Here is a 21,834-nt window from a genome sequence, read left to right on the forward strand (position 1 = left end):
GACGGTTTGCGTCCGGTTAGCCGGCAGAATTTCCGGCGAGTGTCCGCCAGGCGCGATCGAGTCCGGCCGCGAGGCAGCCCGCCACCACTGTCTCGGTACCGAGCACACTCGCCTTCACCTCCGGCATCACCGGGGCCAGCTGACGCAGCTGCTTGGTGACGGCCTCGAGGAACCCCGGCGCCTGCCCGATGCCGCCGCCCAGGACGACCAGCTCGGGATCGACGACTGTGATCACCGTGCACACCGCCTTGGCGACCAGCAACGCCTCCTCGGCGACGACCGCGGCCGCAAGCGGGTCGCCCCGCACCGCCGCCGCGAACACCTTCTCCGCCGTCGACGCGCCACGGACACCGGCCCGGCGCGCCGCCCGTACGACGGCAGCCGCCGACGCCGACGCGTCGAACCCGCCCCGCTTCCGCGCGTCCCGCGGATCGCTGCCGCTGCCCTCGGTGAACGGCAGGTACCCGATCTCCCCCGCCACACCGTGCGACCCGTGCCGCAGCTTGCCGTCGAGAACGAGGCCCATCCCGATACCGGTGCCGACGCTCACGAACGCGAAGCTGTCGACGTCACGCCCATGCCCGTGCGCCCGCTCCGCGATGGCCGCCGCGTCCACGTCGTTCTCGATCATCAGCGTCGGCCCAAAACGCTCCCGCAGTGCAGCGAGGGTCGCCGGCGAGTCCCAGCCGGACAGGCGGCCGGTCAGCGTCAGCGCATCGAGCCGGGGATCGTAGACACCGGGACTGCCGAGAACCGTCTGGGTGAGCTGGGTGACCTCGATGCCGGCGTCGGCCGCGAGTGTCGCCGTCAGATCGACGAGCTCCTGGATGCGTGCCATCGCGTCCCCCGCCTTGGTCCGCACACTCATCCGCGCACGCACCGTCCCCGCGAGATCCGCGATCCCACCGCGCAGGTACTCGCGCCCGACGTCGAGCCCGAGCACGAACCCCGCGTCAGGCCGCACCTCGTACAGCCTGGCCGCCGGCCCGGGTACGCCGGTGCGCTGGCCCGTCACGTGCACGAGACCGGTCCGCTCCAGCGAGCCCAGTGCCGCGGACACGGTCGGCTTCGACAGACCGGTGAGCCCGGCGAGCTCGGTACGGGAGATCGGCCCGGACCGGCGGATGTGGTCGAGCAGCACCTGCTCGTTGATCTCGCGGATCAGCTGCGGGCGCGCAGCCGCGGCACCCCCTGCAGCACCCCCGGCACCACCCCCGGCGATCCCCCCGGCAATAACCGTCACGCCGAACCCCCCTCGCTCGCTAACAACTCGGTCAACTCGGCCAACAAGTTCTGGCGATCCCTTGTGGTGCCGCTGATAGTTAAGTTAGTTTCCTATTGATTCTATTGGTCGGCGCGAGGAGGTGCCACCCCGTGGTTTCGACACCCGTCGTTCTCGGGCTGGACTTCGGCGGCACGAAGATCGCCGTCGCGGTCGGGGACCTCACCGGTCGCCGCCTCGGCGCGACGACCCTCGACAGCCGGGACGGCGCCGGCGCCGCGGAGGCGATGAGCCGTTGCCTGACAGCGGCCCGCGAACTCCTCGCGGAGGTCGTGCCGGATCACGAACTGGCCGGTGTCGGCGCGGCGACACTCGGCATCCCGTACGACGACCGCGTGGAACTGGCTCCGACCTTTCCCGGCTGGGGCGAGCTCCCCTTCGGGCGGTTGATCCGGGACGCGTTCCCCGGCGTACCGGTGCGGCTGGCGACCGACGTCAAGGCGGCCGCGGCGGCCGAGTTGCGCTGGGGTGCGCTGACCGGTTGCGACCCGGGGCTCTACGTCAATCTCGGCACCGGTCTCGCGGTGGCGATCGTTGCCGGCGGCACCGTGATCACCGGCGCGCACGGCGCGTCCGGCGAGATCGGCTACAACCTGCGCTCCCCCGCCGACGTGTACGTCGCGGGTGACGGGCGCACGATCCTGGAACACGTCGTCAGCGGCCAGGCGCTCGAGACCACCGGGACCGCCCGGCTCGGGCGACAGGTCACGGCCGCCGACGTCTTCACGATGGCGCGCACCCACCCGGACGCCGCCGTCCTCACCGACCAATTCGTCCGGGAACTGGCCACCCACCTCGCCAACCTGGCCATCGCCGTCGATCCGTCCCGGATCGTCGTCGGCGGCGGGCTGGTGCGGTCCTGGGACCAGCTCGAACCCGGCCTGCGTCGCGCCCTCGACGCGGCCGTCCCGTTTCCGCCGGAGCTCTCGGTGGCACGGTTTCCCACGGACGCACCGCTGATCGGGGCGCTCGCCCTCGGCGTCGAGGCCGCAGGTGTCGACCTCGGCGCCGAAGCATTCGCATGAGCAGGACTTCCAGTAGTGAAAGGCAGAAGACGATGAGGGGCATCAAACGCATCGCCGTCGCCGCTGTGGCGGTCGGCGTACTGACCGCCGGGTGCGGCGGGGGTGACAAGCCGATCGGGAACGCGGCGTCGTCCAACCCGTCGTCGTCGAGCAGCAGCGGCGGCGGAAGTACCGGCGAGCACAAGAAGGGCGGCACCGTCACGATCGCCAACGTCGGCGGGCAGACCTGGCCGTGCCAGTTCAACCCGTTCAACCCGGCGGTCAACCAGGTCGCGCTCGGCTTCGTCTACGAGCCGCTGACGTTCGTGAACGTGCTGAAGGCCGGCGCCACGACGCCGATGCTGGCCACCGCGTTCACCTGGTCGCCGAAGAAAGACTCGATCGACTTCACCATCCGCGACGGTGTGAAGTGGAGCGACGGTCAGCCGTTCACCGCCGACGACGTCGTCTACACCTTCACCCGGATGAAGGAGCAGCCCGCGCTCGACCTGTACTCGCTGTGGACCGGCGCCGGCCTGACCAGCGTGTCGGCCGCCGGCAACAAGGTCACGCTGAAGTTCAAGGCCGCGGCCGAGCCGTACTTCTTCAACTTCGCCGGCCAGGTCGGCATCGTGCCCAAGCACATCTGGTCGGCCGGCGAGGCTGCCTCCAAGCCCGCCACCTGGACCGACCCGAAGCCGGTCGGGACCGGGCCGTTCACGGTCGAGTCCTGCAGCGGCAACAACATCTCGTACGTCGCCAACCCCAACTACTGGCAGCCGGGCAAGCCGTACGTCGAGAAGGTGCAGTACCCGGCGTACCTGGACAACAACCCCGCCAACCTCGACCTGGCCAGCGGCAAGGCGCAGTGGGGCGGTCAGTACATCCCGAACATCGACAACTTCTACAAGGCGAAGTCGCCGGAGAACAATTACTGGTTCCCGCCGACCGCGAACGTCGCCCTGGTCCCGAACAACGACCCGTCCCGTCCGGCGACCAGCAAGCTCGAGGTCCGGCAGGCGATCGCGTACGCACTCGACCGCGAACAGATCTCCAAGATCGGTGAGAGCGGGTACCAGCCGGCCGCGAACCAGACAGGTGTCGTCACGCCGACCTTCGACAAGTACTTCGACAAGGACGCGCTGACGGCCGCCGGGTACGACAAACCGAACCTGGACAAGGCCAAGCAGCTCCTGCAGACCGCCGGATACTCCGAGTCGAACCCGTTGAAGCTGAACGTCATCACGGTCACCGGCTACACCGACTGGGACGCGTCGCTGGCGGTCGTGAAGCAGCAACTGGCGAAGGTCGGGATCGAGCTGACGATCCAGGACCTGCAGCAGCAGTCGTACAACCAGAAGCTGTACACCGGTGACTACGACCTGGCGTACTCCAGCCTGTCCGGCGGGCCTTCGCCGTACTACGAGCTGCGGCAGCTGCTGTACTCGAAGAACTCCGCGCCGATCGGCAAGCAGGCGAACAGCAACTACTCGCGGTACATGAAGCCCGAGGTGGACAAGCTGTTCGACCAGTACGCGAGCGCGGACCCGGACACGCAGGTCAAGCTGATCAAGCAGATCTCGTCGTACATGATCAAGGACGTGCCGATCATCCCGACCACCGAGTCGGTCGACTGGTACCAGTACAACACCAAGGACCTGGACGGCTGGCCGACCCAGGACGACCCGTACGCGCAGCCCGCGCCGTACAACATCCCGGACGTCGGTCAGGTCCTGACCAACCTGTACTCGAAGTCCGCCCAAAAGTAAGGGAACTGGTAGAAGCGTGAGCACGAGGAGCTGGTGGGAGTGCGATACCTGATACGACGCCTCGGGTTCTTCGTGCTCACGCTGTGGGCGGCGATGACGCTGAACTTCTTCATCCCGCGGATGATGCCGGGCAGCCCCGAGGAAGCACTGCGGCAACGGCTGAGCAAGGGCGGCGCGGTGGTGACGCCCGAGCAGTTGCGCACCGTGCTGGCCGAGTTCGGCTTCGATCCGGACAAGAACGTGTTCCTGCAGTACGGCGAGTACCTGAGGTCGATGGTCACCGGGCACTGGGGCGTGTCGATCGGCAGCAGCCTCGGCGTACCGGTGACGACGCTGATCGGCGACGCGTTGCCGTGGACGCTCGGGCTGGTCGGCCTGTCGACCGTGCTCGCGTTCGTCCTCGGCACCCTGATCGGTACGGTGGCGGGCTGGCGGCGCGGCGGCCTGATCGACGGGATCGTGCCGCCGGTGTTCATCGTCACCTCGGCGCTGCCGTACTTCTGGGTGGCGCTGCTGCTGATCTCGTTGTTCGCGATCGGCAACAACCCGATCCTGCCGAACGACTTCAACTACGACCAGAGCCTGACGCCCGGGTTCACCGGTGAGTTCATCTGGAGCGTGATCAAGCACGGCATCCTGCCGGCCGGCACGATCCTGATCACGGCGGTCGGCGGCTGGATCCTCACGATGCGGAACAACATGGTGACCACGCTCGCCGAGGACTATGTCCGGATGGCCCGCGCGAAGGGCATCCCGGGCAGCAAGATCATGTTCGGGTACGCCGGCCGGAACGCGTTCCTGCCGAACCTGTCCGGGTTCGCGATGTCGCTCGGTTTCGTGATCTCCGGAACGATCCTGGTCGAGTACGTCTTCAACTACCCGGGTCTCGGCTACATGTTCTACAACGCCACGGTGAGCACCGACTATCCGTTGCTGCAGGCCCTGTTCCTGCTGGTGACGCTGGCGGTGCTGATCTGTGTCCTGCTCTGCGACTTCGCGGTGTTCCTGCTCGACCCGCGCGCCCGGACGAAGGGATAGAGGATGAGTGCTGTCGTAGCTGGCGCAGCCGCGCCTGTCTCAGCTTCCCCCCGCCGCCCGCGCGGTGGCTTGTTGCGGGCCGTCCTGCGGAATCGCAAGGCCATGGTCGGCGCGGTGCTGCTGCTCCTGTTCATCCTGCTCGCGGCGTTCCCGCAGCTGTTCACACCCGGGCTGCACGGCGATCCGCGCGCGATCGGCGACGTACCGCTGGCGAAACCGTCCGGCGACCACTGGCTCGGTACGACGGGTCTCGGCCAGGACGTGTACGCCGAGCTGATCTACAGCACCCGGGAGTCGCTGGTGATCGCGGTCGTCGCCGGTCTCGGCGCCACGATCCTCTCGGTGATCATCGGCGTCTCCGCGGCGTACCTCGGCGGGTTCGCGGACGACGGGTTGTCGATGCTGACAGACATCTTCCTGGTGCTCCCGACGTTCCCGCTGATCATCGTGCTGGCGACGTACGCCGGTAAAGGCAACCTGACCGTGATCATCATTGTGCTGATCCTCACCGGGTGGTCGTACGGGGCCAGACAGATGCGGGCACAGGCGCTGTCCCTGCGCAACCGGGACTTCCTGGAGTCGGCGCGGGTCCGTGGCGAGCGATCGTCGTACATCATCGTCGTCGAGGTGCTGCCGACGATGATCTCGCTGATCGTCGCGAACTTCCTCGGCGCGGCGCTGTACTCCGTGCTCACTGCCGCCGGCCTGCAGTTCCTCGGGCTCGGCGATCCCAACTCACTCAGCTGGGGCACGATGCTCTACTGGGCGCAGAACCAGGGCGCCCTGGTGAACGGCCTGCCCGCGTGGGCGCTCTCACCGGGTCTCGCGGTCGCGCTCCTGGGTGTGTCGTTCGCCCTGCTCAACTACGCGTTCGACGAGATCAGCAACCCCGCGCTACGGCCGGTTCGGAGGCGACGTGCCAAGTCTTGAGGGCCAGCCACTTCTCGAGGTCCGGGATCTGACGGTCGAGTACGACACCGGGGACCGCCCGGTCGTCGCGGTCGACCATGTGGATCTCGACGTCCACGCCGGTGAGTTCGTCGGCGTGGTCGGCGAGTCCGGGTGCGGCAAGTCGACGCTGCTGTTCGCGATCGCGCAGCTGCTCAGTTCGCCGGCCGCGATCACCGGCGGCAGCGTCACGTTCCAGGGACAGAACCTGGTGACGATGAACGAGAAGAAGCTGTCCGCGTTGCGATGGCGCGACTTCTCGGTCGTGATGCAGAGCGCGATGAACGCGCTCAACCCGGTGAAGAGCATCGGCGCGCAGTTCCGGGACACGATCATGGCGCACGACGAGCCGGTCGCCGACGAACGGCCGGCCGAGGTACTGCGGCTGGTCGGCATCGACCCGATCCACCTTCGCAGTTACCCGCACCAGTTGAGCGGCGGGATGAGGCAGCGGGCGATGATCGCGATGGCGCTGCTGTTCACGCCGGACCTGATCATCATGGACGAGCCGACGTCCGCGCTCGACGTGGTCGCGCAACGCTCGCTGATGGTGCAGATCAAGGAACTGCAGAAGCAGCTCGGGTTCGCGGTCATCTTCGTCACCCACGACATGTCGCTGGTCAGTCACTTCTCGGACAAGCTGGTGGTGATGTACGCCGGGCAGGTCGTCGAGTTCGGCGACACGCGCGCGGTGTTCGACCATCCGCAGCATCCGTACAGCGCCGGGCTGCTGGACGCGTTCCCGTCGATCCGCGGTCCGAAGGTGCCGTTGACGGGGATCCCGGGCAGTCCGCCGAACCTGGCCGATCCGCCGCCGGGCTGCCGGTTCCAGCCGCGCTGCCCGAAGGCGTTCGAGGACTGCCCGAAGATCGCGCCGGACCTCTACCAGGTCGGCGCCGTCCAGGCGCGCTGCTTGTTGCATGTCAAGGAACCGGTCCGGGAGCGCACATCATGACGTCGGTAGACGTGAACGAGGCCGGCGTGGACTCCGCCGCCGCGCCGTTGCTCGAGGCAAGAGAGCTGACCCGGCACTTCCGGGTCGGGCGCGGATTCTCGCGGCAGATGCTGCACGCGGTCGACGAGGTGAACTTCACCATCGGGCGGCAGGAGATCGTCGCGCTGGCCGGTGAGAGCGGGAGCGGCAAGAGTACGATCGCGCGGCTGCTGGCAGGGGTCTACAAGCCGACGAGCGGCGAGATCTTCTACCAGGGCCGGGCGATGTCGACGTACCGCTCACGGAAGGACCAGTTGTCCTATCGGGGCGACGTACCGATGGTGTTCCAGGATCCGTTCTCGTCGCTGAACCCGGCCTTCCGGGTGAAGCACGGAGTTCTGCGGAGCCTGAAGCTGCACCGACGGGACCTGACGACGAAGGCGCAACGCTTCGAGGAGGCGGAGCGGGTCATCGAGGCCGTCGGCCTGTCGCCGGCCGGTGACGTCATGCACCGGTACCCGTACGAGCTGAGCGGTGGCCAACGGCAACGGATCGGGTTCGCGCAGGCGCTGGCGCACAAGCCGAAACTGATCCTCGCCGACGAGCCGGTGTCGATGCTCGACGTGTCGATCCGGATCGGCCTGCTGAACCTGATGGCGGAGCTGCGGGAGTCGCAGGGCGTCTCGTTCCTCTACATCACTCACGACATCGCGAGCGCGCGGTACGTCGCCGACCGGTTGATGATCATGTACGCCGGGCACGTCGTCGAGACCGGTCCGACCGAGTCGGTCCTGCAGAACCCCAAGCACCCGTACACGGACCTGCTCCTCGGCGCCGTCCCCGATCCGCGGGCGCCGCTGAACACCGGCATCGAAGGCGACACCGGCGAACCGCCGAAGGTCATCGACCCCACGCCCGGCTGCCGCTTCCGCTGGCGCTGCCCACTCGCCGTGGACCGCTGCCACGTGGAGACCCCACTCCTCCGCGTCCTCGGCAAGAACCACGAAGCCGCCTGCCACGTCGCAGAGCCCGATCCGGACTGACGCAGCCTCGGGCAGGTTAGTTGGAAAACCCGTATCGCCGCAGGCCCCTGGCGAATAGGCTCGCGCTCATGGCCGACGGTGACTGGAGGGACAACGGGTTCAGACAGCGTCGACCCTCCGTGGAGACTCTCGCCTGGGTTGCGGCGTCGATGGGTCGAGGCAGTCGCGTCGTTGGCTATCGCCGAATGACCGGTGGCGTCTGCTCCGCCGTACACCGGCTGACTGTCGAGCGACATGGAGTGCGAACGTTCGTCGTACTGCGCCAGTACCCGGGCGGGCTTGGGCTGCAGGAGCCCTTGGAGCAGGAGATCGCCAACCTCGGTGTGGTGGCGGGAAGCGGGCTCCCGGTTCCGAGCATTCTGGCTACTGATGTTGCCGGTGCCTCGACGGGAGGCGCGCCATCGTTGCTGATGACCCGGTTGCCGGGGCACGTTGACCTCAATCCGGCGGAACCTCGGTCGTGGCTGACGAGGATCGCGGAGATTGCCGTCTTGCTGCATTCCCTCGATCTCCCCGCGAAGACGTTCAGACCCTGGACGGATTCTTGGATCGCTCCGCTGGACGGGTTTCAGGTGCCCGTCGACGCACAGAAGCCGGCTGTGTGGAAGGCGGCGTTCGGTCTCATGGCGGCGGCGCCGCCCAAGGACACCGCTGTCTTTCTGCACTGCGATCTCCTGCCTGTCAACATGCTGTGGTCGCGCGGGAGAATCACTGGACTGACCGACTGGAACTCCATCCATCGGGGGTCGCGCGCGATCGACGTCGGACACTGCCGGCGATACTTGGCGACGCTCTACTCGCCCGAGTGGGCGGAGCAGCTTCGATCGATCTACGAGTCGATCGCCGGCGTGAGCCTCGATCCTTGGTGGGACCTGTATGCCCTGCTGCACTATGACGCCGCCGACGCGCCGAAATGGCTCCGCGGTCAGGTCGCCGGCCGCCGACCCGTCGACGTGCCCGGCATGACTCCCCGGGTCGAGATCGCTGTCGAGACAGCGCTACGGCGCCTCGCTAGCTGAGGGTTGCGTGCAGGGTTTGGCCGGGTGTGAGGGTTGTCTGGTGGAGCAGGGTGACTACGGCGCGGTTGCCGGTGGCAACTAGCTTGGCTGGGATGCGGTCGCGGCCGAGGTGGACCACGGCCTGGTGTGCCGGGGTGGTGGTTTCGAAGGAGAGGGTGGTGAGGGTCAGCTGGCCGTACCGGACCTCGATCGACGCGGACAGCGTGCCAGGGGTGCGGCGTTGCTGGTATGAGCCCCAGCCTTCCGCGGCAGTGAAGGCGCAGCGGAAGTTCTCCGGGTGGATGCGTGGCGCGAAGCCGAGGTGGCCCTGGGGGCCGTGGTATTCGTAGCCGCAGGCGGCGACGTAGACGCCGTAGCCCATCATCGCGCGGGCGTAATGGTCGCTGGCCTCGATCTCGTTGTACGGGTTGCGTTTCTCGGCCGAGTAGCGCTCGTACATCGCACGTGTGACCGCCAGTCCCTCCGACGTCATCCCCTCGGAGAACAGGTGCGCGGCGAACTGGTACTCCTGCCCGGTCCACACCTCGTTGAAGTACATCAGCCCGCGAGTCTCGGACGACCCGCCGTGCGGCCAGGTCGCCATGAGCACGCCGCTCTCCCCCTCGGTCGTGTACACCCGCCCGGCCCCGATCCCCGGCGGCCGGTACGTCCCCGGATCGGCCCGGAAGTTCGACTCGTACAACCGCGCCAACGCCGTCCGCGCCTGATCGGCCGGGAACACCCGAGGCAGACCGAGCTGGGCCGCGTACGTCTGCCCGTACATCTGGTCGATGAACAACCCGCGGTTGCTGTTCTCGGCCGTCGGATGCGCCGGATCGACCTTCTGCACGTAGTACCCGTACTCCTCGTTCCACAACTTCTCGGCCAGGTACGCCGACCCGCGATCGGCGATCGCCGCGTATCTGGCAGCGCCGGCACCATCGCCGACCTCGCCCGCCATCGCGGCAGCGGCTCGGAGCGCGGCGACGTACAGGCCGCTGATCCACGGCACCTCGCCGAACCACTCGGTGTCGAGCGTGTTCCACTGACTGCCGCGGAAGATCCCGTCCTCGTCCGCGCCGTCCCGGTGCGTGACCAGGAAGTCGACCGCCGTCCGCACCCGGGGCCAGACGCGGCGCAGGAACGCCGAGTCCTTGCTCATCTGGTGTTCGCGGTAGATCCGCAGGATCGTCCCGGTCTGCCCGTCGGCGAACGAGGTCGACGCGTCGCCGGACTCGCCGCGGTTGCCGATCTCGCCGCTCGGGCGGAACGCGATCCCGAGATCGACCCGCTCCCGGGTGTCGCGTTCCAGGTCGGGGAACAGGCGGCCGATCGCCTGCGCGTAGTTCCAGACGTGCTCGCAGGTGCCGGCGCAGCAGTACGTCCCCTCCCAGGCGTAGAAGCGTCCGTTGTCCCAGCGATAGCACGTACTCGTCGCGATCGTGGACGCCGTCGCGAGCGTCCGTTCGAGGAACCAGTGCGGCAGCGACGAGTCGTCGTACCAGGTCTTCACCCACAGCTTCGTGTCGCGCTCGAGACGGTCCGCGTGCTTTCCGACGTACTCGACGACCTGGCGGGCCGACGAGAAGCGGGTCGCGTAGTGCCGGCGGAAGGTCGAGGCGCCGACGAGCTCGGCGAACAGCTCACGTTCGGGGTTCGGGAAGAACCAGCCGTACGCGAACCGGATCGTCCGCGACTCCCCCGGACGCAACGTCACCGTCACGGCTACTGTTCCGGCCTGCGGCCTGTCCGAATCACCCGGACCGGTCGCCGAGTCGAAGAGCGCATCGACCGAGGACCAGTCCGCGATCGACGGCCGCGCGACCCCACCCGGCGTCAACGCGGCCAGCGCGAACGTGCCGCCGTCGGGACGGTCCGCCACGGGCTGCCGGCGGATCGGCCGGTCGCTGAACAGGATCCGGTCCACGTTCACGTGGCCCCAGCCGCCGGTGTTGTCGTCGACGATCTGGATCCGCGCCGTGCGGCCGGCGAACGCACCCACATCCATCGACACCGCGGTGAGCGGTTCGATGTCGGTCCCCGTCGCCGAGGCCACGACCTGCCCGTCGACCACGACGTTGAAACAGGTCTCGCCCTTGTGGTGCCCGCCGCCGACCCACGCCGTGACGAACCGGCGCTCGATGACGAACTCCCGGCTGGTCAACGAGCCGGTGTACCGGTCCGGGTCGCCGGTGCCGCGGAAGTTGTACGACGTGACGAACCGCCCGCTCACGTTCAGCTCGGTCCGCACCCCGAACGCTCTGCGGAACCCGTCGGGCGTCTCGGCCGCGGTCACCGGGCCCGCGCCGAAAGCCTCACCCGTCACAGTCCAGCCGTCGTACGTCGGCTTGTCCCAGGTCTCGAACACGATGTCCGGCCGATCCGTGAACACGATCGCGTCGCAGCTCAGGTGCCCCCACGCGCCGGTGCTCGCGTCGACGATCTCGATCCGCGCCGTCCGCCCCCGGTACGCCGCCAGATCCAGCATCTGCGGGACCAACGGCTCGCTCTCGTCACCCGTCGCCGATGCCACGACCTGCCCGTCGACGACCACGTTCACGCACGTCTCGCCGGGATGACGGCCTCCGCTCACGCCGACCGCCACGTACCGGCGCTCGACGGTGAACTCCCGGCTCGTCAGCTTCCCGGTCGACCCGTCGTTCGTGCCGCCGCGGAAGTCGTACGACGTGACGAACCGTGTGCCCGACACGTTCAGGTCGCCGAACCGCTTCATCAGATTCGGTACGTCGAGGGGCCGCACGGGCCCCGCACCGAACGCGTCACCGGTGACGGTCCACCCGTCGTACGTGTCCTTCTCCCAGTCCTCGAAAAGGATGTCGCCCTGCTCCGCGGTGGTGTCATCGATCGCCCCGAACTGGATCCCGCCGGTGAAGGCCCGCGCCTGCAGCGTGGTGGGTTGCTGGAGACGGCTGTTGATGCAGACCGGGTTCTCGGCGTACCCGAGCAGTGTCGCGCGAACCGACGCGGACGACGTGTTCCGGAGCGTGAACGCCATGATCGTCGTCGGCAGCGTCGAATCCAGCGTGGCGAGCGGGACGAACGGGGAGAAGGCCTCCAGCTGGACCGACACCGGGCTGTCCGGGTCGGCGTACGCGACCCGGCCGATCGGGTACGAACCGGTGAACCGCACGTCCTTGAACCCGGCCGCGTCAACGGAACGCGTGGTGGTCCGGCCGCGAGCGGTCGTGCGGAGCGCGAAACCCTGGCCGAACTGCGAGGCGCCCGGCTGATCGGCGGAGAGCGGAAAAGCGTAGTTGTGCCCGGAGAAGTCAGCACCGCCGAGCGGGAACGACGTCGGGTTGAAGATGTCCCAGGCCCACAACCGCCCGTCGCCGGCCAGGTACACCTGTCCCGTCGTACCGCCGCCGACCGGCATCCCGATCCTGGGTAGTGCGGCACCGGTGTACGTCGTCGGCGTACCGCGATCGAACAGTACTGCCGGATCGCGCCGCGGCGGTGCCGCCAGCGCTGCCAGCGCCTGGCCCGGGACGGCCATGGCACCGACCGCAGCGGCGCTGAGGGAGATGAAGGTACGGCGGCTCAGGTGCGCCCGGGGACAGTCACCGGCACAGGATCGGTTCGCGCAACCGGGCGGCAGCTCATGCGTCGTCATTCGGTTCTCCTAAGCAAAGGCGGTGCGGGAGAAATCGATTTCCGACACCGTAGCCAGCCCTCGCTCAGAGGTCAACGGGTCCCGCCTCCCGGATACTGTTCGACGTACGTCGAACAACGTCGTAAGGTGGGTGGCATGCCTCTCGAGCACCGCCGGTCGGTCGTCGCGCTCGCGCTGATCGCCTCGTTCATGGTCTTCGTCGACAGCACGATCGTGAACGTCACCCTCGCCCAACTCGCAACCCACCTGCACGCATCCCGCGCCGAGCTCGAGTGGTCGCTGAACGCCTACACGTTGTCGTTCGCCGCGCTGATGCTCGGCGCCGGGGCGATCGCCGACACCCTCGGCGCGAGGCGCGCGTTCCTCACCGGGCTGCTCGTCTTCACCGTCTCGTCGGCGGTCTGCGCGACCGCCGGTTCGATGCTGATGCTGAACCTGGCCCGGCTCGTCCAGGGCGCGGGCTCCGCCCTCCTCCTGCCCAGCGCGCTCGTCCTCGCGACCGCGTCCGCAACCGACGAACACGCACGTCATCGCCTGGTCAGCTGGTGGGCCGCGGCCGGTGGCGCCGGGATGGCCGCCGGTCCCCTGCTCGGCGGCGGTCTCGTCGCGCTCGCGAACTGGCGAGCCGTCTTCGCGGTCAACGTGGTGATCGGCATCCCCGCCGCGATCTGGGCACTGCGCTCGATGCCTGCAGTGGTTCGACGTACTCGACGACTCGATCTCGCTGGGATGGCAACGGCGACCGCGTTCATCGGCGGGCTGGTGTTCGCCTTGATCGAGGCACCGGCACGCGGCTGGCGTGATCCCGCGGTGCTCGGCGCGGTCGCGCTGACCGTCGTCGGGCTCGTCGCCTTCATCGTGATCGAGCGTTCCGTCCGGGTGCCGCTGCTCCCACTCGAACTGTACGCCGAACGCGGCTTCGCGACCGCCGCACTTCAGGGCACGCTGCTCAATTTCGCCTTCTACGGCGTGCTGTTCTCGATGAGCCTGCTGCTCCAGCAAGGACGCCACCTCAGCGCGCTCGTCACCGGGTTGCTGTTCCTGCCGTTGACCGGCCTGATCTCGATCGCCAACCTCGGCTCCGCGCCGCTCGCCCGCCGCCTCGGCCGACCGGCGGTCCTCGCGATCGGCCAGGCGGTCCTGACGCTAGCGCTGCTGGCGCTCGCCTGGGCCAGTACGTCGTCCGCGGTCTGGCCGATGGTGCTCGCACTGATCCCGATCGGGTTCAGCTCCGGCCTGCTCGTCCCGACCATGACCGCCCAGTCAATCGCCGCGGTCGAACCCGACCTGCACGGTGCCGCCTCGGCCGCGTTCAACACGTCCCGCCAGATCGGCGGAGCGATCGGTGTCGCGACGTTCGGCCCGCTGCTCGGCACCGCGCACGACCTCGCCGGCGGTTTCGTCACGTGCGCGATCGTTGCCGCCGCCGCGAGCATCGCAGGTCTGTGCGTGACCGCGTTCGGCCGTCGTACGCCGGTCCTCGTTCCCTCGGCGGCATGCGATTCGTGATCTGCCTGCAACCAGGGCCGGGTTGAGCGGTGTTTCACTCAGACAGGTAGCTTTCCTGGGGCAGGGGTGGGTGGAGAGGGGGGGCGGGTGGCTGCACAGCCGAACGGGCAGTCGAAAAGACGGCTTGGGCCAACAGTCGCGCTGACGCTTGCCTGCGTCCTGGTCTGCGGCGTCGCCTTCGCAGGTGCCGTCTTCGTCCTGATGCCGGGCGCTCGCGACCGCAGTACGACGCCCATCGCCGCCGGTTCCGCGACGCCGTCGACTCCCAGCCCGCGACCCGCCCCGAGGCCGAGCGTCCCGGACTCGACCTCGAGCGAGGAGCCGCTGCCGGGCGTCGACACGCCGGCCACTCCCCCGCCGTCGACCCCGGTCGCGAACACCGGTACGTATGCATGCCCCGGATTCAGCGGCATCGAGTCGAACGTCCCGCTGTCGATGCTGATGAACGACACGTTCTCCTGGGGCGACGACCCGCCGTACAAGGTTGGCAACGGGAGCGGCGACATCAACTGGCGCACCGACCCGTACAAGAAGCCGAGCTGGTACATGTGGTTGCACTCGCTGCGCTGGCTGGGCAACGGCATCACCGCAGGACAACGCGGTGATCGCAAAGCGCTGACGCACGTGATGGCGATCATCCACGACTGGGTGCAGGACAACCCGTACACGTGGAAGGGCGATGTCGGCGCGTGGGAGGCCACGATGCACCGCACCAACGTGCTGCTGTGCGCCCGCCAGGCCATCCTCACCGGGTTGAAGGTCAGCTCACTGCCGACGCAGTACGCCTGGCTCGACAAGGCGCTGATCGACCATGCGCAGTTCATGATCGTGAACTGGAGCGGGCCGTCGAACCACGGGACGGACGAGAGCATCGCCCTGTTCGGCGTCGGATGCACGCTGAAGCGGCCGGAGCTGAAGACGCTGGCCGTGGACCGCTTGTCGCAGGCAATCACGAAGGCGATCGACACGCAGGGCTCGACGAACGAGCAGTCTGTCGGGTACGCGATGTTCAACTACCTGCTGTGGGGTCGCGCGACGACCGCGCTGCAGCGGTGCGGGTCGAACCCCGGACCGGTGATCGCGCAGCGGCGTGCCGCTCTGTCGGAGTGGCTGGCGCTCGCGACCAAGTCCACGGGTGAGCTGCCGCAGGTCGGTGACGCCGTACGGCAGAAGCCGACCGGTGCGGCCGGGACTGCGCTCGATTACGTCGCCTCGCTCGGGAAGAAAGGCACGAGACCGTCCAAGCGCGTCGCGGTCTTCGACGCCGGCTACATCTTCGGCCGGACCGGGTGGGGCGAGACGCGGCCGTTCGCGCAGGAGTCGACGTACAGCATCCGGTACGGCGCCGCGCGGACACTGCACGGTCATGACGACCACATGTCGATCACCTACTCGTCGCACGGCCGGGACGTGCTGATCGACCCGGGGCACTCCGGGTACCAGCTCGACAAGTGGCAGGCGTGGTCGAAGAGCCAGGCGGCGCACAACGTGATGACCATCCCGTCGGCGGACACCGCGAGCGTGGTGACCCAACTGGTCCGCGCATCGATCACGCCGACGTGGGAGTCGTACTCGCTCGCTGATTCACCGGCGCCGGGCGTGACCCGGAAACGCGACGTACTCGTGCTCAAGGATCCCGACTTGATCATCACGCTCGACCGCGGTCAGGCGACCGACACCCAGCGGTACGAGACCCTCTGGCACCTCGCGCCGGACCAGAAGGTGACGGTCCAGTCCCCGACTGCTGCAGTCGCAACGAAACCCGGCGACAAGGCGAAGACGTACCTGCTGCAGATCCCGTACCAGCAACAGCCGGCCGCCGACGGCATCACCGTTGTCCAGGGTCAGCAGGACCCGGTCCAGGGCTGGTACTACCCCGACATCTTCCACCGCCAGTCGGCCCCGGTGGTCAAGTTCAACCGCAACGGGACGAGCGCGACCATCCTGTCCGCGATCGTCCCCTCGGGCTCGACCGAAACCGTCACCTACAAGACTCGAACCGTCAGCGGTATGTTCTTCATCGACCTGACCATCGGCACCCGCAAGACGACCGTCCGGGTTCAGCAGGACGGCCGCCTTACCCGCATCAACTGATCCATTGCAGCGGTCACAACCGGCGTACCTGCCTGGTCTCTTCTGTTGAATCGATTCTTCGGGAGGTTGTGGATGAGTACGCATCCGGCGGCGCGGGACCACTGCTTGAGTTTGGTGCGCAGCGTGGATCGGCCGACAGGTGGTGCGCGGTACGGGCGGATGTTTCCGGACCTGGAGCCGTTGGGGACGGATCCGCAGGTGCTGATGCGGGCCGGCGCCGACGGCGGGATCTGTGACGCCGCGGCAGCGCTCGATCCCCGTAGCGACGGGGACGACGCGGAGCAGGCGGCCGGCTGGCCGTTCTTCGGGCAGTTGCTGGCCCACGACACGACTGCGGACCGGTCGCCGATCGCAGGCGGAGTCGGCATCGACGCGTTGCGGAACGCCCGCTCGCCGCGGCTCAACCTCGAGATGCTGTACGCCGACGGGCCGATCGGTGCGCCGTACCTGTTCGATCGGGACGACCCCGCCAAGTTCCTGCTCGGAGCCGGCGGGTACGACGTACCGCGGAATCCCCAGGGTGTGGCGCTGATCGGTGACCCGCGCAACGACGTCCACCTGTTCTCGCTGAGTCTCCACGTCGCGCTTCTGCACGCGCACAACCGGATCGTCGACAATCTGCGGGTGAGCGGCGTACCCGAGGAGGACTTGTTCGAGCAGGCACGGGTCACGCTCACGTGGCATTACCAGTGGATCGTCGTCCACGACTTCCTGCCGCGGCTGGTCGGGCAGCCATTGGTGGACGAGGTGCTCGAGGACGGCGGGAAGTGGTTCGCGCCGGAGCCCCTGCAGGCGTTCATCCCGCTGGAGTTCGCGGATGCGGCGTACCGCTACGGGCACGGCCAGATCCGGCACGCGTACCGACTGGTCGAGGGCGGTCCCGAGTTGCCGTTGTTCCCCGATCTGGTCGGGTTCGGGCCGGTGCGGCAGCGGCTCGATCTCACGCAGGTGTTCGACGTACCAGGACATCCGCCGGCGCAGCGGGCCAAGCGTCTCGACGGCCGGCTCGCCGCAAGCCTGATCGGCCTGCCGGAGCAGGTCACCGGCGCCGTCGACGAGACCGCGTACAAGTCCCTCGCGGTCCGGGATCTGCTGCGCGGCGACACGACCGGTCTGCCGAGTGGCGAGGAGGTCGCCAAGCTCCTCGACGTACCGCCGCTCACCGAAGGCACCTGGCCGGGCGGTACGCCGCTGTGGTTCTACATCCTGAAGGAGTCCGAGTACCTCGGTGCCGGTGACCGCCTCGGACCGGTCGGCGGGCGGATCGTCGCCGAAGTACTGATCGGGCTGCTCCGGGCCGACCCGGCCAGCTACCTCAGTCTCGAACCGGACTGGCAGCCGAACCTGCCGGCCGCCGCCGAGACGTTCGGCCTGACCGACCTGCTCATCCCGGCCGGCTCGCACTGAGCGACCGCGCCTTGGCCTCGGTCTGGAACGCATCGCGCGGACTCTGGACCGAGGCCAGCGACACGATGTCGCGGCTGTAGAACAACGACACCAGCCAGATCGACAGCACCCGCATCTTGCGGTCCCACGTCGGGACCGCGAGCACGTGGTACCCGCGGTGCATCAACCAGGCCAGCAGGCCCTTGATGACGATCCGCTTGTACTGGAAGATCCCGTTGCCGAGGCCGAGTGTCGCGATCACCCCGAGGCTGCTGTGCACGTAGTTCTTCGGCTCCCGTCCCCGCAGCGACCGCAGCAGGTTCTTCGCCAGCAGCTTCCCTTGCCGTACGGCGTTCTGCGCGTTCGGCACCGTGTACGCGTCCTTGGTAGGCGCCGCCAGGTCAGGCACGGCCGCGTCGTCGCCTGCCGCCCAGGCGTCCGGGATGATCTCGGTCTCGGTGCCGATCCGCAGATCGGCCCGCACCTGGACCAGCCCCCGCTCGTTGTGCGGCAGGTCGGTGTGGTTGCGGAGCAGCCGGGTCGCGGCGTTGCCCGCCGTCCACACGATCAGCTCGGAGTCGAACTCCGTCCCGTCCGACAGCACCACGTGCCCGTCGTCGGCCGACTGCATGAACGTGTTCAGGTGCACGACCGCGCCGCGCTTCTCGAGCATCTTCACCACCCACTCGCCGGGCTTGTCGCTCACCTCGGGCAGGATCCGCCCGGTCGCCTCGACCAGGTGGAACGCGAGATCGCTCTCGGACAGCTCGGGGTACTTCTTCAGCAACCACCGCGCCAGCGACAGCAGCTCGGCGAACCCTTCGACACCGGAGAACCCGCCGCCCACGAACGTGACCGTCAGCAGCCTGCGCCGCCGCGGCCCCGGTTCCAGCCCGGCCGCCTCGTCGAACGCGGTGAACAGCCGGTCCCGGATCGCCACCGCTTCCTCGACGTGCTTCATCCCGATCGCCCGATCGGCCACCCCCGGTACGTCGAACGTCCTGGTCACCGCACCGGCGGTCACCGCGATCACGTCGTACGTCAGCTGGTAGTCCGGCCCCTCCGCCGGGTGGACCGTCACCGTCTTGTCCGCGTGCGAGATGTTCGCGACCATGCCGGCCACGACCTTCGTGTGCTTCAGGTTCCGGCGCAGCGACACCGCCGCGTGCCGGGCCTCCACGGACCCGGCGACCACCTCGGGCAGGAACGGCTGGTACGTCATGTACGGCCGCGGGTCGACGACGACCACCTCGGCCTCACCGCGCCGCAACTTCTTCTCCAGCCTCCACGCCGTGTAGAACCCGGCGTACCCGCCGCCCACCACCAAGATCCTGCGCACTGCACTCTCCGTCCGTCGTCTCTCGAAGGTAAGACACCTCGGCCCGTCCGGATGTGACAAGTGCTAGGGGCGGAGCTGTTTCCGGGACGTGATGCCCAGCTTGGCGAAGACTTTCCGCAGATGCCACTCGACAGTGTGCTGACTGAGGAACATCTGCGCACCGATCTCGGCGTTGGTCAGCCCGGCACCGGCCAGGTCGGCGATATGCGCCTCCTGCGCGGTCAACGAGTCACGGCCCGAACTGTCCGCCGTACGACGCTCGTCCAGCACCTCGCCGGTCGCCGCGAGCTCTCGGCCGGCACGCTCCGCGAACGCATCCGCCCCGGCCGCGGAGAACAACTTGTACGCCATCCGCAGCTGCCCGCGTGCGTCCTGACGACGGCCTTCACGGCGCAGCCATTCGCCGTACACCAGATGCGTCCGGGCCAGATCCATCCGCATCCGCGTCCGGCTCAGCCTCTCGACCCCTTCCTGGTACGCCGCCTCCGCCGCGGGCCCCTCCGATCGCAACCCGGTCGCCCGCGCCAGGATTCCGAGCCCCCAGTTCGTCCCACTGGCCACCGTCTGTTCGCGCAAGCGGTCGTACGCCTCGTCCGCCGCCTCGAGACGTCCGGCGCGAGCAGCCGCCTCGATCAGCTCGGGCAACGCCCAGTTCGCCGGCCCGAGCTCCACCGGGTACGCCGTGGCTTCCAGAGCCGCCTGCAGTGCCACCGGGTACTGCGCGAGGCCGTTCCGCAGCAGAGCGTTCGTCATATGGGCGAACGTGATCGCGCCGCCCTCCCCGCGACCCGAGGAGTCCTCGAGCGTGGCGGCGATCAGCGACGCTGCCTCCGGCCGCCCACGCCAGGCCGCCAGCGAGATCTCGCCGTACGACGCCAAGGCGGCACCAGTCGCCTCACGGATCGTGCGGCTCTCGGCCAGCAATGCCGACGCGGTGCTCAGCTCGCCCGCGTAGAGGGCCAGCATCACGCGATGGTGGAGAACGAGGGGCAACTGGTTCAGATCGCCGACCTCGCGGGCGATCCGGAGATGCCGTGCGGTCAGCAGGTCCCAGCTCTCCTCGTCCCACAGATTGACCGCCAGCAAGGCGGACAGCCACATCCAGTTCAGGTCCTCGTGATCGGTGGTCCTGTCTTCTACGGCGAACCTCCTCATCGCCTCGCGGGCCGGCGCCACCGCGGCTTGGACGCCGTCGGCGAACAGGGTGGCCACCGCGTCGTACAGCACGTCACGCTTTCGGGGTTCCTCGAGCCGGGGCACGGCCCTCGCAGCACGGGCGACGTACGCCATCCCCCGCTCATCGCCGAAGCGGCCGGCGAACTGGGCGGCGGCGAGCGCGTTCAGGTAGGTGTCACGTGCCAGGCCGAGGTCGAGCGGTTCGAGCCGTCGAGCGGCCTCGAGCAGGAGCGGCGGTGCGTCCAGGCTGTGGCCGGAGGCGAACGTCAAGCGAGCGCGCATCAGGTTCACGCGAGCCTCGTGCAGGTCGTCGACCGGGCCTTCCTCCGCGGTGTTGAGGAGTCGCAGCGCGGTCTCGAAGGCGCCCGCCGCGAGGCTCGCCTGGGCTGCGGAGAGAGCGCGGACCGAGCGCGTGGCCGGGTCGGGCGTCAGCTCGGTCGCGCGCTGCAGGAACGCCGAGGAGGCCGCCATGCCGCCGCGGCGTTGCGCCCGTTCCGACGAGCTCACAAGCTCGGCGGCAACCTCTTCGTCCGGTCCGTCGGCGCCCTGGGCACGGTGCCAGGCACGGCGATCGGGATCGAGCTCGGGGTCGATTGCCTCGGCGAGAGCCTGGTGTACGACGCGCCGGTCCGCCGGATCCGCGGCCCGGTACGTCGCCGACCGGACGAGCGGATGCCGGAACCGGACCCGGCCTGCGATATCGATCAACCCGGCGGCTTCCGCCGCGGCCGCCGTACTCATCGGCACGTCGAGCAGCCCGAGGGCACGAACCAGCAGCGGTACGTCGCCGACGGGTTCGGCGGCCGCGGTCAGCAGCAGTCGCTGCGTGTCCTGCGGCAGTGTCTGCACGCGGCGCGCGAAGTTCTGCTCGATCTGGTTCGCCAGCGGCCGGGAGTCCGGTCGTTCGAACCCACCGGCCAGCTGCGCGGCGGTCAGTCCCCGCGGAAGCTCCAGCAGCGCGAGCGGGTTGCCCCGGGTCTCGGCCACGATCCGGTCGCGGACCGCTCCATCGAGCCGCCCGGGGACCACGGAATCCAGCAGCGTACCGGCGCACTCGTCAGCGAGGCCGCCGATCGGCAGCTCCGGGAACCCGCGCCAGTCGGGCCCGGTCACCGGCTCGCGCAGCGCGAACACCAGGCCGATCCGGTCGGCGAACAACCGGCGCCCGACGAAGGTCAGCGTCTGGACCGACGCCTGGTCCAGCCACTGCGCGTCGTCCACGACACACAGCAGCGGCTCCCGATCGGAAGCCGCTGACAACAGACTCAACGTCGCCGCGCCGATCAGGAATCGGTCCGGCGGCCCGCCGCCGCTCAACCCGAACGCGATCTCCAATGCCTCACGTTGCGGGCCCGGCAGGCGATCGCTCAGTCCTAGCAAGGGAAGGCACAGCTGGTGCAGGCCGGCGAACGGCAGCTCCATCTCCGACTCGACCCCGGACGCTCGCACGACCCGGCAGCCCTCGGCGCGGGCGGCCAGGTACTCGAGCAGCGCCGACTTCCCGATCCCGGCATCGCCACGGAGGATCAGCACCTGCCCCTCGCCGGAGCGCACCCCGGCCACGACCTGGTCCAGGCGGGCAGACTCCGCCCGTCGCCCACAGAGCTCCGGTTCCGTGCCGGTCATCGCTCCACCCCCTGGGCACAGGCTACGAGGGATCAGCGTTACGGGTACAGAACG

At 68.7% G+C, this 21,834-nt stretch carries 14 protein-coding genes; 10 read left to right on the forward strand and 4 right to left on the reverse strand.

Annotated elements, in window-relative coordinates:
- Window positions 1-16: 16 nt before the first annotated feature.
- On the reverse strand, window positions 17-1,243 hold the full coding sequence (locus EV651_RS21335; protein WP_133786969.1) for an ROK family transcriptional regulator: 1,227 nt from the start codon (window positions 1,241-1,243) through the stop codon (window positions 17-19).
- Window positions 1,244-1,374: 131 nt separating this feature from the next.
- Between EV651_RS21335 and EV651_RS21340 the strand changes: the two genes are divergently transcribed.
- From EV651_RS21340 to EV651_RS21370, 7 genes are all read left to right on the forward strand, one after another.
- Window positions 1,375-2,307 (forward strand): ROK family protein, encoded by a 933-nt coding sequence (locus EV651_RS21340; protein WP_133786970.1) that lies wholly within the window; start codon window positions 1,375-1,377, stop codon window positions 2,305-2,307.
- 32 nt (window positions 2,308-2,339) lie between these two features.
- The gene (locus tag EV651_RS21345) at window positions 2,340-4,055 is read left to right on the forward strand and encodes an ABC transporter substrate-binding protein (protein ID WP_133786971.1); all 1,716 of its coding nucleotides are present in this window, start codon (window positions 2,340-2,342) and stop codon (window positions 4,053-4,055) included.
- A gap of 39 nt (window positions 4,056-4,094) precedes the next feature.
- Window positions 4,095-5,093, forward strand: coding sequence for an ABC transporter permease (locus EV651_RS21350; protein WP_133786972.1), 999 nt, complete (start codon window positions 4,095-4,097; stop codon window positions 5,091-5,093).
- Window positions 5,094-5,096: 3 nt separating this feature from the next.
- Window positions 5,097-6,023: an ABC transporter permease gene (locus EV651_RS21355; RefSeq protein WP_133786973.1), complete on the forward strand. Its 927-nt coding sequence runs from the start codon at window positions 5,097-5,099 to the stop codon at window positions 6,021-6,023.
- Window positions 6,010-6,996: an ABC transporter ATP-binding protein gene (locus EV651_RS21360; RefSeq protein WP_133786974.1), complete on the forward strand. Its 987-nt coding sequence runs from the start codon at window positions 6,010-6,012 to the stop codon at window positions 6,994-6,996. The genes EV651_RS21355 and EV651_RS21360 overlap by 14 nt, the downstream gene beginning before the upstream one ends.
- Window positions 6,993-8,018 (forward strand): ABC transporter ATP-binding protein, encoded by a 1,026-nt coding sequence (locus EV651_RS21365; protein ID WP_133786975.1) that lies wholly within the window; start codon window positions 6,993-6,995, stop codon window positions 8,016-8,018. The genes EV651_RS21360 and EV651_RS21365 overlap by 4 nt, the downstream gene beginning before the upstream one ends.
- 185 nt (window positions 8,019-8,203) lie before the next feature.
- A complete protein-coding gene (locus EV651_RS21370; RefSeq protein ID WP_166658691.1) occupies window positions 8,204-9,037 on the forward strand; it encodes an aminoglycoside phosphotransferase family protein in 834 nt (277 codons plus the stop codon).
- Here the strand turns inward: EV651_RS21370 and EV651_RS21375 are convergent.
- Window positions 9,030-12,650: a GH116 family glycosyl hydrolase gene (locus EV651_RS21375; protein ID WP_133786977.1), complete on the reverse strand. Its 3,621-nt coding sequence runs from the start codon at window positions 12,648-12,650 to the stop codon at window positions 9,030-9,032. The two genes, EV651_RS21370 and EV651_RS21375, sit on opposite strands and share 8 nt — an antisense overlap.
- 135 nt (window positions 12,651-12,785) lie before the next feature.
- Here EV651_RS21375 and EV651_RS21380 point away from each other — a divergent pair, with 135 nt between their 5' ends.
- The 3 genes from EV651_RS21380 (at window position 12,786) to EV651_RS21390 (ending at window position 17,660) form a co-directional block, all read left to right on the forward strand.
- The gene (locus tag EV651_RS21380; protein WP_166658692.1) at window positions 12,786-14,159 is read left to right on the forward strand and encodes an MFS transporter; all 1,374 of its coding nucleotides are present in this window, start codon (window positions 12,786-12,788) and stop codon (window positions 14,157-14,159) included.
- An 87-nt stretch (window positions 14,160-14,246) separates the two neighbouring features.
- The gene (locus EV651_RS21385; protein ID WP_238157099.1) at window positions 14,247-16,253 is read left to right on the forward strand and encodes a heparinase II/III family protein; all 2,007 of its coding nucleotides are present in this window, start codon (window positions 14,247-14,249) and stop codon (window positions 16,251-16,253) included.
- 72 nt (window positions 16,254-16,325) lie between these two features.
- Window positions 16,326-17,660: a peroxidase family protein gene (locus EV651_RS21390; RefSeq protein ID WP_133786979.1), complete on the forward strand. Its 1,335-nt coding sequence runs from the start codon at window positions 16,326-16,328 to the stop codon at window positions 17,658-17,660.
- Here the strand turns inward: EV651_RS21390 and EV651_RS21395 are convergent.
- Window positions 17,638-18,978, reverse strand: coding sequence for an NAD(P)/FAD-dependent oxidoreductase (locus tag EV651_RS21395; protein ID WP_133786980.1), 1,341 nt, complete (start codon window positions 18,976-18,978; stop codon window positions 17,638-17,640). The genes EV651_RS21390 and EV651_RS21395 overlap by 23 nt on opposite strands.
- 63 nt (window positions 18,979-19,041) lie before the next feature.
- Complete coding sequence (locus EV651_RS21400) at window positions 19,042-21,780, reverse strand: AAA family ATPase (protein ID WP_133786981.1); 2,739 nt, start codon at window positions 21,778-21,780, stop codon at window positions 19,042-19,044.
- Window positions 21,781-21,834 lie beyond the last annotated feature (54 nt).

Source organism: Kribbella sp. VKM Ac-2571, assembly GCF_004362255.1.
In the GTDB taxonomy this organism is placed as follows: domain Bacteria; phylum Actinomycetota; class Actinomycetes; order Propionibacteriales; family Kribbellaceae; genus Kribbella; species Kribbella pratensis.

What these genes read in the sequence shown, in the direction of transcription:
- EV651_RS21355 (WP_133786973.1), top strand. Translation starts at nt 5,097, where the DNA reads ATGAGTGCTGTCGTAGCTGGCGCAGCCGCGCCTGTCTCAGCTTCCCCC.
- EV651_RS21365 (WP_133786975.1), top strand. Translation starts at nt 6,993, where the DNA reads ATGACGTCGGTAGACGTGAACGAGGCCGGCGTGGACTCCGCCGCCGCG.
- EV651_RS21380 (WP_166658692.1), top strand. Translation starts at nt 12,786, where the DNA reads ATGCCTCTCGAGCACCGCCGGTCGGTCGTCGCGCTCGCGCTGATCGCC.
- EV651_RS21345 (WP_133786971.1), top strand. Translation starts at nt 2,340, where the DNA reads ATGAGGGGCATCAAACGCATCGCCGTCGCCGCTGTGGCGGTCGGCGTA.
- EV651_RS21375 (WP_133786977.1), bottom strand. Translation starts at nt 12,650, where the DNA reads ATGACGACGCATGAGCTGCCGCCCGGTTGCGCGAACCGATCCTGTGCC.
- EV651_RS21400 (WP_133786981.1), bottom strand. Translation starts at nt 21,780, where the DNA reads ATGACCGGCACGGAACCGGAGCTCTGTGGGCGACGGGCGGAGTCTGCC.
- EV651_RS21370 (WP_166658691.1), top strand. Translation starts at nt 8,204, where the DNA reads ATGACCGGTGGCGTCTGCTCCGCCGTACACCGGCTGACTGTCGAGCGA.
- EV651_RS21390 (WP_133786979.1), top strand. Translation starts at nt 16,326, where the DNA reads ATGAGTACGCATCCGGCGGCGCGGGACCACTGCTTGAGTTTGGTGCGC.